Origin of the sequence: Sphingomonas sp. 8AM, assembly GCF_902506455.1 — a bacterium.
Lineage (GTDB): Bacteria > Pseudomonadota > Alphaproteobacteria > Sphingomonadales > Sphingomonadaceae > Sphingomonas.
Genome location: NZ_LR733844.1, coordinates 2189449 through 2204473, shown reverse-complemented (window position 1 = coordinate 2204473; position 15025 = coordinate 2189449). Strand labels below are relative to the sequence as shown.

Here is a 15025-nt window from a genome sequence, read left to right as displayed (position 1 = left end):
ATTGCTGCAAATCCATTAATCGGACATAAATAAGTATGAACGCTAGCTCCCTCACTTCCTCAGAAAATTTGTCCGGTCGGCAGGCCCAGCTTATCATTGAGAATGCGATCGACTATGCGATCGTCGGCCTCGATCTCGACGGTGCGATCACCTCTTGGAACGTTGGTGCCGAACGCATCATGGGCTGGAGCGCAAGTGACGCGATCGGCCGGTCCGTTGACCTGTTCTTTACGCTGGAAGACATCGAAAACCGTATATCCGAAGCTGAGATGAGTGCTGCCGTGCGCCACGGACGTGGCGTGGATGAGCGCTGGCACCTTCGACAGGACGGCTCGCGCTTCTGGGCCAACGGCGAAATGATGCCTCTACGTAGCGGCAGCGGCGATCTCGAAGGGTATGTGAAGATCCTCCGCGACCGCACTGAACAGCATTATACCGCGGTAGCACTGTCGGAGAGCGAGGATCGCTATCGGGCGTTGTCCGACTCTATTGACGAAGGCTTCTGCTTGATCGAAGTCCGATGCGACGACGCCGCCAAGCCGATCGACTATCGCTTCCTAGAAGTGAACCCAGCCTTCGAGCGGCAAACTGGTCTTATCGACGCGCCCGGCAACTGGATGCGCGATCTTGCGCCAAACCATGAGCAGCACTGGTTCGATATGTATGCCCGCATCGCGCTGACGGGCCAGTCCAAGCGGTTCACACTGCCAGCTGAGGCGCTTAACGGTCGCTGGTACGAGGTGTTTGCCTACCGTGTCGGTGATCCGGCAGATCGGCTCGTTGCGATTTTGTTCAGCGACATCACCGAGCGACGGGTAACCGAATCACGTCTCAAAGCAAGTGAAGAGCATCAGCGTGGCCTCAATGCCTCTTTGCGCAGTAGCGAGGCCAATCTTCGCTTGCTGCTCAATTCCATCAGCGAAGGCTTTTACGCGGTCGACAATGACGGACTAACAACTACCTGCAATGCTGCGTTTCTGCAGATGATGGGCTTCGACAACGCCCAGGACGTCATTGGGCGCCGCCTGCATGACGTGATTCATCATTCGCATGTCGACGGCTCGCCTTACCCCGAAGGCGAATGCCCAATCTATGTAGCTGCGCGGGACGGCAGACCTGCACATGTGCTGGAAGAGCTGTTCTTTCCGATCAATCGCGAGCCACTGTGGGTCGAGTATCGGGCTACCCCAATCATTCAGGATGGAAAGCTTCGCGGCGCAATCTGCACTTTCGAGAATATAACGGAGCGCCGGCAGCGTGCCTTTCAGCAGGCAGCGGTAGAGGCGAGGCGAGCAGCTCTTCTCCTGTTGGGCGACACCCTCCGGAACATGGATGATCCAGCAGCTATGGCAGCAGCTGCGGCTGAGGTCGTCGGACAGACGTTGGGTGTTAGTGCCGCAGGCTTCGGCCGGATCGACGCATCCGACCAAACGTTAGTGATCGAGCGGGATTGGAAGATAACGCCCAAGTACGTAATCGCGGGTGAGCATCCTATGCGGAACTACGGTTCCTACATCGATGATCTTCTGGAAAACCGCACCGTTGCGATAAGTGACGTGCGCACAGATGCGCGAACATCACCTTTCGCCATGGCATTCGAAAACGCGGGCGTGAGCGCTTTACTCAATGCGCCTGTGGTGGAAAGGAATCGGCTTACTGCAATTTTCTGCGTCGTGTCGCATTTCGCCCGTGACTGGACCACTGACGAGATCGACTTCGTCCAGCAAGCTGCCGAGCGGACTAGGGTGGCCATCGAGCGTCGCCGCGTTGAGTTGGAACTACAGACGCTCGCAGGGTCGCTGCAGGAACAGGTGGAAGAGCGCACGCAAGAGCGCGATCGAGTTTGGCAGGTCAGCCGCGATTTGCTCGGTGTCGCCGACGCTCAGGGCATCTGGATCAGCGTCAATCCGGCCTGGTCGTATACACTTGGTTGGCCGCCGGAGGCCTTTGTCGGCAAAACGTCCGAGTGGCTGGAACATCCGGATGACCGAGCCAGAACACGGGAAGAGGTTGGTCGTCTTGCTGAGGGACATACCACATTGTTCTTCGAAAACAGATTTCGAACCAAGGATGGAGGATTCCGGAATCTCGCGTGGTCGGCAGTGCCGACTGGAGGCCTGCTTTACTGCGTGGCGCGCGATATTACCGAACAGAAGGAGCGCGATGCAGCCTTAGTTGCGGCTGAAGAACAACTGCGACAAAGCCAGAAGGTTGAGGCGGTGGGGCAACTTACCGGTGGCGTCGCACACGATTTCAACAATCTCCTCACCGTGATCCGCGGTTCAGTGGACCTCCTGCGCCGTCCGAATCTGTCGGACGAGAGGCGCGAACGATACATTGCGGCTATCTCAGACACTGCCGATCGCGCGACCAAGCTCACCAGCCAACTGCTTGCCTTTGCAAGACGGCAGGCGCTCAAGGCCGAAGTGTTCGATGTATCAGCAAGTGTTGCCGGTATAAGCGACATGCTAGTGACCCTGACTGGCTCGCGTGTTGTCATCGAGATGGACGTCCCACCGGGTCAATTCCTCATCAAGGCGGATCGCAGCCAGTTTGACACCGCACTGGTCAACATGGCGGTGAATGCCCGTGATGCAATGAAGGGGGAAGGGACGCTGGCTATTGGTGTCCACGAGGTGAACGGCATTCCCGCGGCGCGTTCACACCCAGCAGTGCCGGGCCGTTTTGTTGCGCTCTCTCTTCGGGACACTGGCAGCGGCATCGCCCCAGAACAGCTCGATCGCATCTTTGAGCCTTTCTACACGACTAAAGGCGTCGGTCACGGAACCGGGCTTGGTCTCAGCCAAGTGTTCGGGTTTGCCAAGCAATCGAGCGGCGAAGTTATCGTGAGCAGTGTTGTAGGTGAAGGCGCCACCTTTACCCTCTATCTTCCAAAGGCGGCATCAGAGGAAAGGGAGCTCATCCGGCCGGCTGGTGAGGGCGGAACTCCGCTCGCGGCCGGCGCATGTATCCTGGTCGTGGAGGACAACAGTGAAGTGGGATCGTTCGCAACCCAGGCCTTGAGCGAGCTGGGCTATACAACCAAGCTAGCCATCGACGCCGCAAGTGCTCTTGTCGAACTGAGCAAAGGCGAGTTCGACCTCGTCTTCTCTGATGTCGTGATGCCCGGTATGTCCGGGATCGAGTTGCGGGATGAGATCCTTAGGCGCTTTCCGGATATACCGGTCGTTCTGACTAGCGGGTACAGCAGTGTCCTTGCCGAACAGGATGAGACTGGCTTCGAGTTATTGCAAAAGCCATATTCGCTCGATGAGTTAGCCAAGGCTTTGGCCAAAGCGGCTGCTACACACAGCCATAACTAGACGCGGTTGCGTGGCGTTCAAGTATGATTATAGAGCATTCGCAAATTGTCATCCCAATCGGCACGGCGGGCGGGGGTAGCCAACGTCAGCTATGCGCCCTGCCTCACCCGAAAGCGTCCGATCCGCTAACCACCAACCCTTGCCGTTCCGAGCTCACCGAGCCGACCGGAACACCCGAAAGCCGACGGACCGCTATAGGGCGGAGAAGCTGCCGGACGGCTCTCGCCCACTAGCGGCCGTTCGCCAAAGCATGACAGGCCACTCGACCAGCCTGTCTGATGCGGTTAAAGATCGAATTGCAATAGCGGCTAACGATTCCCTGATGGCGAATTTTGGCCGACTGCCGTCGCCTTAGGCGTCACGGCAGCCCAAGTCAGACCTGTTAGCCCGGCGAGAACCAGTGTCTCGACGAAGAACTGCCCTTCCGCAGCAAAGGCTAGCGCCCAACTATCCTTAATCCAGAAACTGAACAGTCCGGTCGCGATGATCCGCCCCCTCATCAGCAGCATAAGGAGAACGAATAGTGCGATGCGCCGAGGTTTCGAGCCATCGAAAGCCGGCCACAGCAGATAGATCAAAGCAAACGAGGAGATCGTTGGCTCGATAAACATGCCGTAAATATATTTGTAGACGTAAATGCCGTACGGCATTGTGTGCACTTCGGGGGTCTCGGTCAGCTGCAGCGCAGCGGTTACCAGGTTCGCGATCGCCTTCAACGCCGGCAACAGTGCAAAGTAGCCGATAGCGCTTGCAGCCGCGATCGCGATAAGTAGCGGTACATGCCGATCTGACTCAATCTTGCGAGCAATGACAACTGCGATGGCTCCACAGTAGAACGAGAGCAGCGCATTTGGCAGCCGGGTCATCAGCAGGTAAACCCAGCGCAGGTCGATCCAGCCGTCAGAAACAACGTTATCTACGACAATGACGCGCAGCGTTTCTTGCAGGAGAACGATCAGTAGTCCGAAGATCGCTGCTGCACGGACGGTGTTGCGCTTGCCCAGATACCAGCTTGCTAGACGGCAGACGTACACCATCGCACCAAGCCGCACGACCTGCCCAATATACCTTGCCCAAGGAGGAACATCGCCGTCGTTCGGATAGGGTATGCCGAGGTGGGCGATGGCGAGGTCATGTGATCCTAATGCGAGAAATGCCGTGATGACCAACCCGACCGCGAGGATGGCTAGGTTTTTTGCGGTAAGCTCCACTTGCTGAGCTGTCTGCGAGTTTGTCACAAAATCCCTCGTTGAGGCGGTGTGTTGCCTATATAATACAGATGTGGATCGGGCAAGACGGTATCGGTTTGGCCTGCTGGAGCACATGGTCGCACTGGCCATTATCTCCACTGAGCTGTCGGTCGGCTAACCACCAGGTCGTGCCGTTCCGAGTCTCCCGCACCGACCGGATCACCCGAAAGCCGACCGGCCGATTTCGGGCGGGAAAGCGGACCGGCGGGAAGCGCCCAAACCCGGACACTCCCAGGCCCGATCTCGTTCTGGATCGCCCAAACCGTCCCGCTCACCCTTCCATGGGAAATTGAGCCCGTCACAGATCGACACTGAGCTTTATACTTGACTGAAGGCTAGGCTGGTTATAGTGAAGCCGTTACCGCAGTAAGGAGCTCGACATGACCGATCCTGCAGCCGTGCATGGCAATTTCACTATCAAGCGGCGCTACCCGGCAACGCCCGCTAAGGTGTTCGCCGCGTGCGCCGATCCCGCGATCAAGAAGACCTGGTATGCGGAGAGTGACACGCATGAAATCAAGGCATTTGAGAGCGATTTTCGCGTTGGTGGTGCCGAGCGGCTCACCTACCTGTTCGGGCCGGACACACCCTTTCCCGGTGTCGAACTGACCAACGAAGGTGTTTTCCATGACATCGTTGATGGACGGCGCATCATCATCTCATCCCGGATGGGGATAGCGGGCAGACCGATCTCGGTCGCGCTGGAAACAATGGAAGTCGCCGAAGCAGACGGCGGCACGGACCTCACCTGCACGTTCCAGGGCGTGTTCTTTGAGGGTTCCGATGGTCGCGCTATGCGTGAGCAGGGGTGGAGTGACCTGCTGGACCGGCTTGGCCGCTTGCTGGTGGGCTGACGTGGCGCGGCCACGCCGAAAGTTGGACGTCGAGCCCATTGATCTGCTGCTCCATGCGCTGGGTGATCCGACGCGGCGTCGCATGATTGAACGGCTGGGGGAGCGCCCACATGCCGTGTCGGCGTTGGCCGACATATGCGGGATTACGCTGACAGCTGTCGGGCAGCACATCCGTGTTCTCGAAGAGGCAGGGCTGGTGACCAGCAGCAAGCTGGGTCGGGTGCGGTCCTGCCAGCTCGACCATGATGGCTTGAACGTCGTCGCGCATTGGCTGGGCGCGCGGCGATCAGCCTGGGACAGACGGCTTGATGCGCTCGGAGCCGTCCTGTCTGGCGAGCAGGAAGGTGATCAGTAGGCGGGCTCCTGCCCGCTTCGGCCTGCAAGACGGGTTTTGAAGATGTGCAATCCTTCCCGGGCAGACAATGCCTTTTAGAAAGCCAACAACCCCCGAGAACGTCCGCGATCGACAACCGTGTACCCGAAAGCGGTCAGACCGGTTTCCACCACAATGGGACATTCTCGGTCGGCAAAGCGGACGCCGGAGGCCTCCTCGTGGGGAGGGTGCGTTTGCGGCCTTCTTTTGTCGAGTCTCCGTACTGGAAGGCAGACGCTTCCGCACTTCGTCGCGGCTCTGCGATGGGTATGGCGCAGGTCGCCTGCAAGGGTTTTCCCAAGTCAAAGCGCGTTCGTCTGGTAAGCGAATCTTGGCCTCGTTTGACCACTCTGGGAACTGCGTGGGTTGACATCAACCCGTCGGTCGCGGTCGCCGACAAGTACATGTCTTTGCTGGCCTTTTCTCGGTGCTTCCTTAGCCTTCGTAATGCGGGGGTCACAGGTTCGAGTCCTGTAAGCGGCACCACTTCAGATAATCATCACCCCGGCATTTCGACCTTCCACGACTGTGGGCCTGATCGGATCGCTCCGGTGTCATTCCGGTGCAGGGGGCCGGGCACCGGGCGAACCAGCGCGGCGATGATGCTGTTGAGCGCGGTCGCCACCGTCGGAGACTCGCCGATCGCGCTGGTCCCGGTCTGACCGGCGGGTGCTGCGCGTTACAGCCGCTGCCCGGTCGCCTACTGCTCCGCGGTCGCCCGCGCTGCTGCCGTCATCGTCTGGCTGTGATCAACCAGTCCAGTCCCCTGGCCCACAGGCGACCACTTTAGATTAGGCGAGAGATCTGTCACCATCCCGCAAGTGAACCGGCATCGGGGTCGCAAGGGGGGCAATGGGCGGATGAACTTTCTGGACCAGCTGGAGACTTTCATGCCGCACGGCATGTGCCTGTTGTGGCGTCCGGAGCTGATGATCCTCCACATCGGCTCTGATGCGTTGATCGCACTGGCCTACTTCGCCATTCCCTTCGGCATCGCACAATTTGTCAACGGCAGGGCTGATCTGGATCAAGGTCACCGCCGTCTTGCTCTGCTGTTCGCGATGTTCATCGGCCTTTGCGGCGTAACTCACGTCGCCAGCATCCTCGTACTCTGGTACCCGTATTACGTGACCGAAGGCTGGCTGAAAGCGGTGACCGCTCTTGCGTCGGTCGCAACTGCGATCTTCGCCTTGCCGCTTGTCCCCAAGCTGCTTCTCCTGCCCTCCGCCAAAGCCCTGCAGAAGGAGATCGACGACCATCAGGTCACGTTGCGGGAATTACAGGCTGCGCGGGCCGCGCTCGCGCAGCGCGTGGATCTGACCGAGAGCGAGTTGCGGCGCGTCGAAGCGAATTACCAGACGTCGGACAAGCTTCTCAGGTCAGTGGTGGAGACCGTTCCCGGTGCGATTTACGCGAAGGATGAAGCGGGGCGCATGATCCTTGCCAACAAGAGCACGCTGGATTTCATTGGGCTGCCCTGGGCGGCCGTCGTCGGGAAAAGGGATGATGAATTTCTCGACGATCCGGCGCAGGCCGAGAAGATACTTGCCAACGACCGCCTGGTGCTGAGCGGTGGCGGCATTCGGGAAATGGAAGAGAGCATCACGCTTCCCGACGGTGGAACGCGGACCTTCTGGTCGACCAAATATCCGATGCGTGATGCGACCGGGCGCGCCATCGGCATCGTCGGGGTCTCCGTCGACATCACGGACCGGAAGAAGGAAGAGAGCGACGCCCGTGCGTCGATCGAACGCGCGCTGGCGGAAAAAATCCAGGCACTGGAGCAGCGCGACATTCTCATTAGAGAAGTCTATCACCGCGTCAAAAACAACCTGCAAATCATCGACAGCTTTCTGGTGCTGCAAAGCAGGTCGTTGTCGGACCAGCGTGCGAAGGACGGACTGAAAAGCTTGCGCGACCGGGTGTATGCGCTGGGTCTCGTGCACCACCAGTTGATGGCGACGGCTGATTTCGCGACGTTCGATCTGTCGTCGTTCCTGAGTGAACTCCTCGAAAATCTTGCGGAAGGGTCCGGTTCCAGCGAGATCGCGCTTTCGGTCAAAGCCGATCCACTCACGGTGGGTCTGGACTTCGCCATTCCGTTCGGTTTGCTAGTGACTGAACTCGTCACCAACGCCATCAAGCACGCATTCCCCGCGGGCTCCGGCACAATTCACGTTCAGGTGAGTAACATAGGAGAGGATGAGGTCATGCTTCTCGTGAAGGATGATGGGTGTGGTACCTATGCACCGGCGGCGGGTGCTGGTCCGACGGGCGGGGGGCTCGGCAAGAACATCGTCACCAGCATGGCGCGTCAGCTTCAGGGTGATGTGAGCTACAGCTATGAGGATGGAACGCGTGTGGAGGTGCGGGTCAAGGGGCCGCGTGCGAAATGAGCGATCTTGCCGACCACATCCTGATCGTGGACGATGAGGAGATGATCGCGATGGCGTTCAAATGCCAGATCGAGGATCTCGGTTATGCCGTGTGCGGAACGGCTGCCTCCGCCGACGATGCTGTCGCTCTGGCGTGCCTGCACCGGCCCAAGGTCGTGCTGATGGACATGCGCCTGCGCGGCGAGAAAGATGGGGTGGATGCGTCGCTGGTCATCCATCAGCTGGTCGGGTCGCGCGTGATCTTCGTGACGGGCTCCAAGGAGCCCGCGACGGTGACGCGCATACAGCTCGATCATCCGCGTGCTATCCTGTTCAAGCCTGTTTCGTATCGAAAGCTCGAGAGCGCGGTTCAGGAGGCGATGCGGGACTGAGGAGCGCGGCCGAGGCGACGTACGGTACGTGCCGCAGGGCGGTTATCAGAACGTCGTCAGGACGAGACCTGATGATTGACAACCCGCCGCGAGCATGGCTGATAACGCATATGGGGATGGCGATTACCCCACGAGGCGTCAGCTAGAGAATCGCGTCCAGCACGAACACGCAAGGGACGCATGATGCCTGCACCAAACACCATTACGTCCGACAAACTCGTCCGCCTCGTCGCCGTGGCGAGCGCGCCCCAGATCGTCGACCTGCGGGACGCGCCGACCGAAGCCATTCCCGGTTCGCGGTTTCCGGCCGACCCCGACCCTGTTCGATGGAATTATCCTGTCGGAATGCCGATCGTCGTCGTGGATGCCGATGGCGCCGGTGCCGCAGTGGCCGTGGCAGCCATTCTGCGCAGCGAGGGTGTGCCGGCCGAAGTGCTGGAAGGCGGGTTCGCCGCATGGACGGCAGGCGGCCTGCCGACCGTGTCACTAAGTCATCTGCCTCCGCGGCATGCGGACGGCCGGACGTGGTGGGTCACACGATCACGACCGAAGGTGGATCGCATCGCCTGCCCATGGCTGATCCGCCGCTTCGTCGATCCCGACGCGCGTTTCCTGTTCGTGCCGCCCGGCGACGTGCTGACCGTCGCGAGGCAGCAGCAGGCCGAACCGTTCGACGTTGCGGAGGAAGGCGTATTCTGGAGCCATCGCGGTGAGCGCTGCACCTTCGACGTGATGGTCGAGGCGTTCGGACTGGAGGCGCACGTGTCGTTGCTCCGGCTGGCGGCGATCGTGCGCGGTGCCGATACCGATCGGCTCGATCTCGCCCCGGAAGCGGCGGGATTGCTCGCCATCTCGCTCGGCCTGTCGCGCCTGCATAGCGACGATCACGCCCAGCTCGAGGCGGGCATGGCAATCTACGACGCGCTTTATCGATGGTGCCGTGACGCACAGGCGGAGAAGCACAACTGGTCCTCGCATCGGCCGGCGCGCGGCAAGGTGTCGGCATGATCGCGGAGCCGGCGAGCGCCGCAACCCCGGTGCGCCCCGGTCCGGTCGCGCTGCGGCAAGCCTTCTGGGTCTGGCTGCGGATTGCCTTGCTCTCGTTCGGCGGTCCGGCGGGACAGATCGCGGTGATGCACCGCATCCTCGTCGACGAGAAACGCTGGATCGGCGAGCAGCGCTTCCTGCACGCGCTCAACTATTGCATGTTGCTGCCCGGTCCCGAGGCACAGCAACTCGCCACCTACATCGGCTGGCTGATGCACCGCACGAAGGGCGGCATCGTCGCTGGCGTGCTGTTCGTCATCCCCGGCGCCGTCGCGATCATGGCGCTGAGCTGGCTCTACGTCCTCTACGGCCGCGTCGGCATCGTCTCGGCGCTCTTTTTCGGCCTGAAGTGCGCGGTGCTGGCCGTGGTGCTTCAGGCGGTGATGCGGATCGGCGGCCGGGCGCTCAAGACGACGCCGGCACGGATGCTCGCAGCGGCGGCCTTCGTACTGATCTTCTTCGTCGGCGCGCCATTTCCGCTGATCGTGCTCGGCGCCGGCCTGATCGGCTGGTGGTCGGCCCGGCAAGGCAGCGCGGCATTCCGGGGCGGTGGCCATGGCGCATCGCACGGCAACACCGTGGCTGACGCTGACACGCTGCTCGGTGAAGAGCTGCCCGCCCATGCGCGACCGACGTGGCGGGAAACCGTGCGCACCGCGCTGCTGTGGCTCGCTCTCTGGCTCGTCCCGGTCGCGGCGCTGCTGATCGCGCTTGGTCCCGATAACGTGTTCAGCCGCATCGCGACCTTCTTCTCGACGATGGCGATGGTGACCTTTGGCGGCGCCTACGCCGTGCTCGCCTATGTCGCGCAGCAGGCTGTGGAAAACTACGGATGGCTGCGGCCGAAGGAGATGCTGGACGGCCTTGGCATGGCGGAGACGACGCCGGGCCCGCTGATCATGGTCCTGCAGTTCGTCGGCTTTCTGGGCGCCTGCCGCGATCCGGGCGGACTGTCGCCGATTCTCGCGGGAACGCTCGGCGGTCTGCTCGCGACCTGGGTGACGTTCGTGCCATGCTTTCTGTGGATCTTCCTCGGCGCGCCGTTCATCGAACGACTGCGCGGCAACGCCGCGGTCGCCAGTGCCCTCTCGGCCATCACGGCGGCGGTCGTCGGAGTCGTGCTGAACCTGGCGGTGTGGTTCGCGCTGCACACGCTCTTCCGCACGACGACGCTGGTGGCAGCGGGGCCGATCCGCTTCGACGCACCCGTGCTGACGAGCATCGACCCGGCTGCGCTCATTCTATCGCTGGGTGCCGGCTATGCGATCTTCATGACCAGGTCAGGCGTCATAACGACCTTGCTGGCGACGTCGGCCGCCGGCCTTGCGCTCTACGCCCTTGGAGCGATCCGGTGAGGCGGCGAGTGCGGCTGACAACCCCGGCACTCCCGCGCGTCCCTCATCCCGCGATCGTTCGCAAGACGATCAGGGTCGGGATCTGACGGGTACAATCGGCGCCGAGAGGCAGCTGCGGCGTGGCGAGGAGCCGCGGGCGATGGAGGGTTGCTCCGCGCCGATGGGGGCGCGGCTGCTCAGCGCGCCACGATCCAGACCTTTCGCACTTCCGGTTCGGTCATGATGCCGGGCACGAACAGATGCGCCTCAGCCTCAATGCCGATGTCCTTTCCCCGGCGCAGGACGGAAAGGGTGCAGCCGTCATGCCCCGAATTAGATGGGGAAAGGCTTGCACCGGCTTCGGCATGGATGCTCTCTTCACCCGGGCGAACCGGCGCTCCCGCGGCGAAATCAATCCGCACGCCTGAACCCTCCCGTGCAACGCTCGCGATCCAACACGGGTAGCTCGGCCGATCCGCCACCGGTACGACCTCGGCCATGCGGATCAACACGGCCAATGCTCCGGCGATGGCCATTTCTTACTGCTCCTGAACAGCCGTCATGCCGAGCCTGTGACATGATGGCGTGGATTTTGGGAGGCCTGATCCTGGCGGTCGAATAACCAGCCGCGCGGTTTGCGATTCGGCCCGTAATGGCCGCAGCTGCTGTGATCGCGGTCGGTGTTGGTTGGTGAGCGAAAGCGGACGCGTGCGCACGGAAATCATCCGGACAGTATCGGCTTCGATCCGCGCCGGGACACATCGCAGAGGCGACCAAGTAGAATAGGGCATTCCCGCCACGACGGCCGCGGTCGAGGAGCGCCATCGGCAGCACGGCTCGATGTTGATGCTGTGATCAGCGCCTGCCTTCGACAACCTCGGCAAGGTCCCGCATGATCGTAGCGACGCGCTGCTCAACCCTGAGGCGACAGCGATCGCGATCACTCGATGCGCCAAGCATCTCCACCTTCAAGCGAGGCGGCGATGCGGTCGAGGTCGGAGGCGAATGTAAGAAGGGGTTCGTCATCGGAATACGCCGTGCCTGCTCCTGCCTCGCCATCCGCCTTCATCGCTTCGGCGCGGGACCGCGCCAGCCATGCCACCATGCGCAGTGTGACCGGATCGGGCTCTCCCCGAGGATCCGAACTCATGAGCCCACCACATCGTTTCTATATTGTAACACGCCTTTAGCCGATGGGGCCGCATCGGTCTTTAAACTGGCTCAAGGATCAGGGGGTGCAGAAAGTTTTTGCCGGAGCGCTGCCAGCAGATCAAAATCTCAATGCCTGATCGAGGACGAAGCGGCCCGATCTGCTCAGCGATCCGGCCAGAACGGATTACACGGCTTCGACCGCATCGGCGCCCTGACCCTCGTCGACATCCGCGTCCTCGTCCGCCGCCGCCGCTTCGTCGAGCAGCGCCTCGTCATCGGCGAGCGCGGCATGGTCGGCGGCGGTGATGCCGAAGCGCGCGGCGACGTCGGGAGCGTAGCGCAGCAGGTCGGGGCGGAGCCGCAACAGGCTCAGGTCTTTCGACTTGCCCTCCAGCATTACGTCGAACACCAACCCCTCGGCCATGCGCATGAAGGTCGCGAACTCGAAGGGGTTGGTGAAATCGGCATGACCGGTCCAGACCGGCGGCCGCAGCACGGTCTTGACGCGCGCGGTCGCCTTGACCGGCGCCTTGAGCAACTCGCCCTTCCTTGGCTTCGCGGTACCAGCCCTGGCAGCGGCGCGGGCCGTCGGCGTGATCTTCTGCTTGATTTCCCGCAACTCGGTGCGGGGCGAGGAAAAGTGGATCTTCGGTCTGACACCCGCCGGCCAGGTCGCCAGGAAACGCTCCAGCGTGTTGCGCATGTCGAGCCGCTCGGGATTGAGGCACCAGAAATGCTGATAGTCGAAGATCAGCCGTACGCCGGTGCGCTCGTGGATCCACAGCGCATCGGCGGCGGAGAAGCGGATGTCATCGTTCTCGAGCACCAACCGTCGCCGGACATGCGCCGGGCATTGTTCCCAGCCCGCGATCCAGCGCGCGCGGCTCGCCGCGTGATCGCCGTAGACGCCGCCGACATGCGTCACCATCACCGCTTCGTCGTCGAGCCCCATCCGGTCGAGCATCTCGGCCTGACTGGCCAGATCCCAGATGCTCTTGTGCGTCAGCGCCGGATCGGGGGCGTTGAGCAGCACATATTGCGACGGGTGGAAGGACAGGCGGATGCCATAATCGCGCGCCTTGGCCCCGAATGCGCGAAGCTCGGCATCGCTGTCGGCGACCATCGCGTGGAATTGCGGCATGTCGGGATGGGTGGCGTAGGGTGCGATGTCCGAGGACAGCCGGTACATGTCGAGCCGCTCGGACCTGAGATAATCGAGTACCGGGTCGAGCAGCTCGAGCGAGCATTTGAGATGCGGGTTCTTCTGCCAGCGCCGCGTGTCCTGCGTTTTCAGCTCGGGCCGGCCCATCACCTTGACGGGAAAGCCGAGGCGGAGCGGATGGTCGGGATCGGTCATCCCTGCCCAACGAGGCAGGCGCGCAGCGGCTCCCTCGGCCGTCAGCCGCCGCTCTGGCGGCGCACGCGGACGATCGCGGCATCGAGCGCGGACAGGAAGCGCGAGCGGTCCTCCTTGCTGAACGGCGGCGGGCCGCCGATGCGGTCGCCACCGGCGCGCAGGTCGCTCATGATCGCCCGCACCGCGACCGCGCTGCCGATCGAGCTGGTCGTGAACGGGCGGCCGTTGGGGCCGAGCACCGCCGCCGCGCCGCCTTTCAGGCAGCGATCGGCGAGCAGGATGTCGGCGGTGACGACCAGTGCCGCGGCATCGACCTGCGCCACGATCCAGTCGTCCGCGGCGTCGAAGCCGTCGTCGACGACCACGCGCGAGATCAGCGGGTGGACGGGGATGCGCAGATGCGCGTTGCTGACGACCACCACGGGCACCGCCATCCGGTAGGCGACCCGGTAGATCTCTTCCTTCACCGGACAGGCGTCGGCGTCGACGAGGATGCGGGGCACGAGCGTCATGATTGCGCCATGCCATGGCGAAGCTGCGCCGGCCAGCTGCGGTTGAGCACCGACATGTCACACGATGCAGGTTATCCTGAACTGACAGCAAGTCGCTGTCAGGAAAGAGGAAGTCGCGATGACCGTTCATCAAACCACGCTTGCCGCCGTCCCGTCCGACGTGCGTGCGCTGTTCGTCTACGACCAGCTGGAGGCGACCTTCGACCCGGCGCAGGGGACCTTGTGGACCTATATGCGTCCGGACGTGCGCCCCAGCTTCAACCCCGCACTGCTCCACGATTTCATTCAGTGGCAGGAGGATATCGAAATCGCGCATGGCAGCGGCGCGATGCCGATCCGCTATCTGGTGCTGGGGTCGCATTTCCCGGGCGTGTTTTCGCTGGGGGGCGATCTCGACCTGTTTGCGCAGCTGATCCGCGCGCGCAACCGCGACGCGCTGGTCGGCTATGGCAAGGCGTGCGTGCGCATCCTGCACCGGAACATGCTCGGGCTGGATCGGTCGATCATCACGATCGGGCTGGTCGAGGGCGACGCGCTGGGCGGCGGGTTCGAGGCGCTGATGTCGTTCAACGTCGTCGTCGCGGAGCGCGGCGCGGGGTTCGGGCTGCCCGAGACGCTGTTCGGGCTGTTCCCCGGCATGGGCGCGCACTGCTTCCTGTCGCGTCGGCTGGGCGCGGCGCGCGCCGAGCAGATGATCCTCAGCGGACGGACGTACCGCGCCGAGGAATTGTACGAGATGGGGCTGGTCCATGCGCTCGCCGACCCAGGCGAGGGGCGGCGCGTGGTGGAGGATTATATCCGTGCCAACCGCCGCCGCCACAGCGCGCATGCCGCGATCTACGAGGCGTCGCGGGCGGTGAATCCGCTGACGCTCGGCGAGCTGGAAGCGGTGGTCGAGCTGTGGGCCGATGCGGCGCTGCGGCTCGGGGAGGGCGATCTCAAGCTGATGCGCCGGTTGGTCAGCGCGCAGGAGCGATTGCTGGACAAGCCCCGCTGAGCCAGCGCCGGTCGTAGCGGCCCGGCGAGGGCGGGTGCGGCCGGTGTCGACCGGAGGAC

At 62.4% G+C, this 15025-nt stretch carries 13 protein-coding genes; 8 read left to right on the top strand and 5 right to left on the bottom strand.

Annotated elements, in window-relative coordinates; genetic code table 11:
* Nucleotides 1-35 precede the first annotated feature (35 nt).
* The gene (locus BACI71_RS10275; RefSeq protein WP_159758323.1) at nucleotides 36-3323 is read left to right on the top strand and encodes a PAS domain S-box protein; all 3288 of its coding nucleotides are present in this window, start codon (nucleotides 36-38) and stop codon (nucleotides 3321-3323) included.
* Nucleotides 3324-3631: 308 nt separating this feature from the next.
* Here BACI71_RS10275 and BACI71_RS10270 read toward each other — a convergent pair whose 3' ends face one another.
* Nucleotides 3632-4561 (bottom strand): hypothetical protein, encoded by a 930-nt coding sequence (locus BACI71_RS10270; protein WP_159758321.1) that lies wholly within the window; start codon nucleotides 4559-4561, stop codon nucleotides 3632-3634.
* A 392-nt stretch (nucleotides 4562-4953) separates the two neighbouring features.
* On the opposite strand from BACI71_RS10270, the gene BACI71_RS10265 reads away from it, so the two are divergent.
* The 6 genes from BACI71_RS10265 to chrA all read left to right on the top strand — a co-directional run bounded on the left by BACI71_RS10265 (nucleotide 4954) and on the right by chrA (nucleotide 10969).
* Nucleotides 4954-5427 carry an SRPBCC domain-containing protein gene (locus BACI71_RS10265; RefSeq protein WP_159758319.1) on the top strand — a complete coding sequence of 158 codons (474 nt, stop codon included), beginning with the start codon at nucleotides 4954-4956 and terminating at the stop codon, nucleotides 5425-5427.
* Nucleotides 5428-5449: 22 nt separating this feature from the next.
* A complete protein-coding gene (locus BACI71_RS10260; RefSeq protein WP_201297349.1) occupies nucleotides 5450-5782 on the top strand; it encodes an ArsR/SmtB family transcription factor in 333 nt (110 codons plus the stop codon).
* An 878-nt stretch (nucleotides 5783-6660) separates the two neighbouring features.
* Nucleotides 6661-8196, top strand: coding sequence for a sensor histidine kinase (locus tag BACI71_RS10255; RefSeq protein ID WP_159758315.1), 1536 nt, complete (start codon nucleotides 6661-6663; stop codon nucleotides 8194-8196).
* Nucleotides 8193-8567, top strand: coding sequence for a response regulator (locus tag BACI71_RS10250; RefSeq protein ID WP_159758313.1), 375 nt, complete (start codon nucleotides 8193-8195; stop codon nucleotides 8565-8567). Before BACI71_RS10255 ends, BACI71_RS10250 begins: the two co-directional genes overlap by 4 nt.
* Before the next feature lie 183 nt (nucleotides 8568-8750).
* Nucleotides 8751-9575 (top strand): chromate resistance protein ChrB domain-containing protein, encoded by an 825-nt coding sequence (locus tag BACI71_RS10245; protein ID WP_159758311.1) that lies wholly within the window; start codon nucleotides 8751-8753, stop codon nucleotides 9573-9575.
* Complete coding sequence (chrA, locus tag BACI71_RS10240; RefSeq protein WP_159758309.1) at nucleotides 9572-10969, top strand: chromate efflux transporter; 1398 nt, start codon at nucleotides 9572-9574, stop codon at nucleotides 10967-10969. The genes BACI71_RS10245 and chrA overlap by 4 nt, the downstream gene beginning before the upstream one ends.
* A gap of 176 nt (nucleotides 10970-11145) precedes the next feature.
* Here chrA and BACI71_RS10235 read toward each other — a convergent pair whose 3' ends face one another.
* The 4 genes from BACI71_RS10235 to BACI71_RS10220 form a co-directional block, all read right to left on the bottom strand.
* Nucleotides 11146-11484, bottom strand: a complete 339-nt coding sequence (locus tag BACI71_RS10235; RefSeq protein WP_159758307.1) for a hypothetical protein — start codon at nucleotides 11482-11484, stop codon at nucleotides 11146-11148.
* 404 nt (nucleotides 11485-11888) lie between these two features.
* Nucleotides 11889-12053: a hypothetical protein gene (locus tag BACI71_RS10230; RefSeq protein WP_159758305.1), complete on the bottom strand. Its 165-nt coding sequence runs from the start codon at nucleotides 12051-12053 to the stop codon at nucleotides 11889-11891.
* 231 nt (nucleotides 12054-12284) lie between these two features.
* Nucleotides 12285-13457: a UV DNA damage repair endonuclease UvsE gene (gene uvsE / locus BACI71_RS10225; protein ID WP_159758303.1), complete on the bottom strand. Its 1173-nt coding sequence runs from the start codon at nucleotides 13455-13457 to the stop codon at nucleotides 12285-12287.
* A 41-nt stretch (nucleotides 13458-13498) separates the two neighbouring features.
* Nucleotides 13499-13969 carry a YaiI/YqxD family protein gene (locus BACI71_RS10220; protein ID WP_159758301.1) on the bottom strand — a complete coding sequence of 157 codons (471 nt, stop codon included), beginning with the start codon at nucleotides 13967-13969 and terminating at the stop codon, nucleotides 13499-13501.
* A gap of 118 nt (nucleotides 13970-14087) precedes the next feature.
* Between BACI71_RS10220 and BACI71_RS10215 the strand changes: the two genes are divergently transcribed.
* Entirely contained in the window at nucleotides 14088-14966 is an 879-nt protein-coding gene (locus tag BACI71_RS10215; RefSeq protein ID WP_159758299.1) for a crotonase/enoyl-CoA hydratase family protein, read from the top strand.
* Nucleotides 14967-15025: the final 59 nt, after the last annotated feature.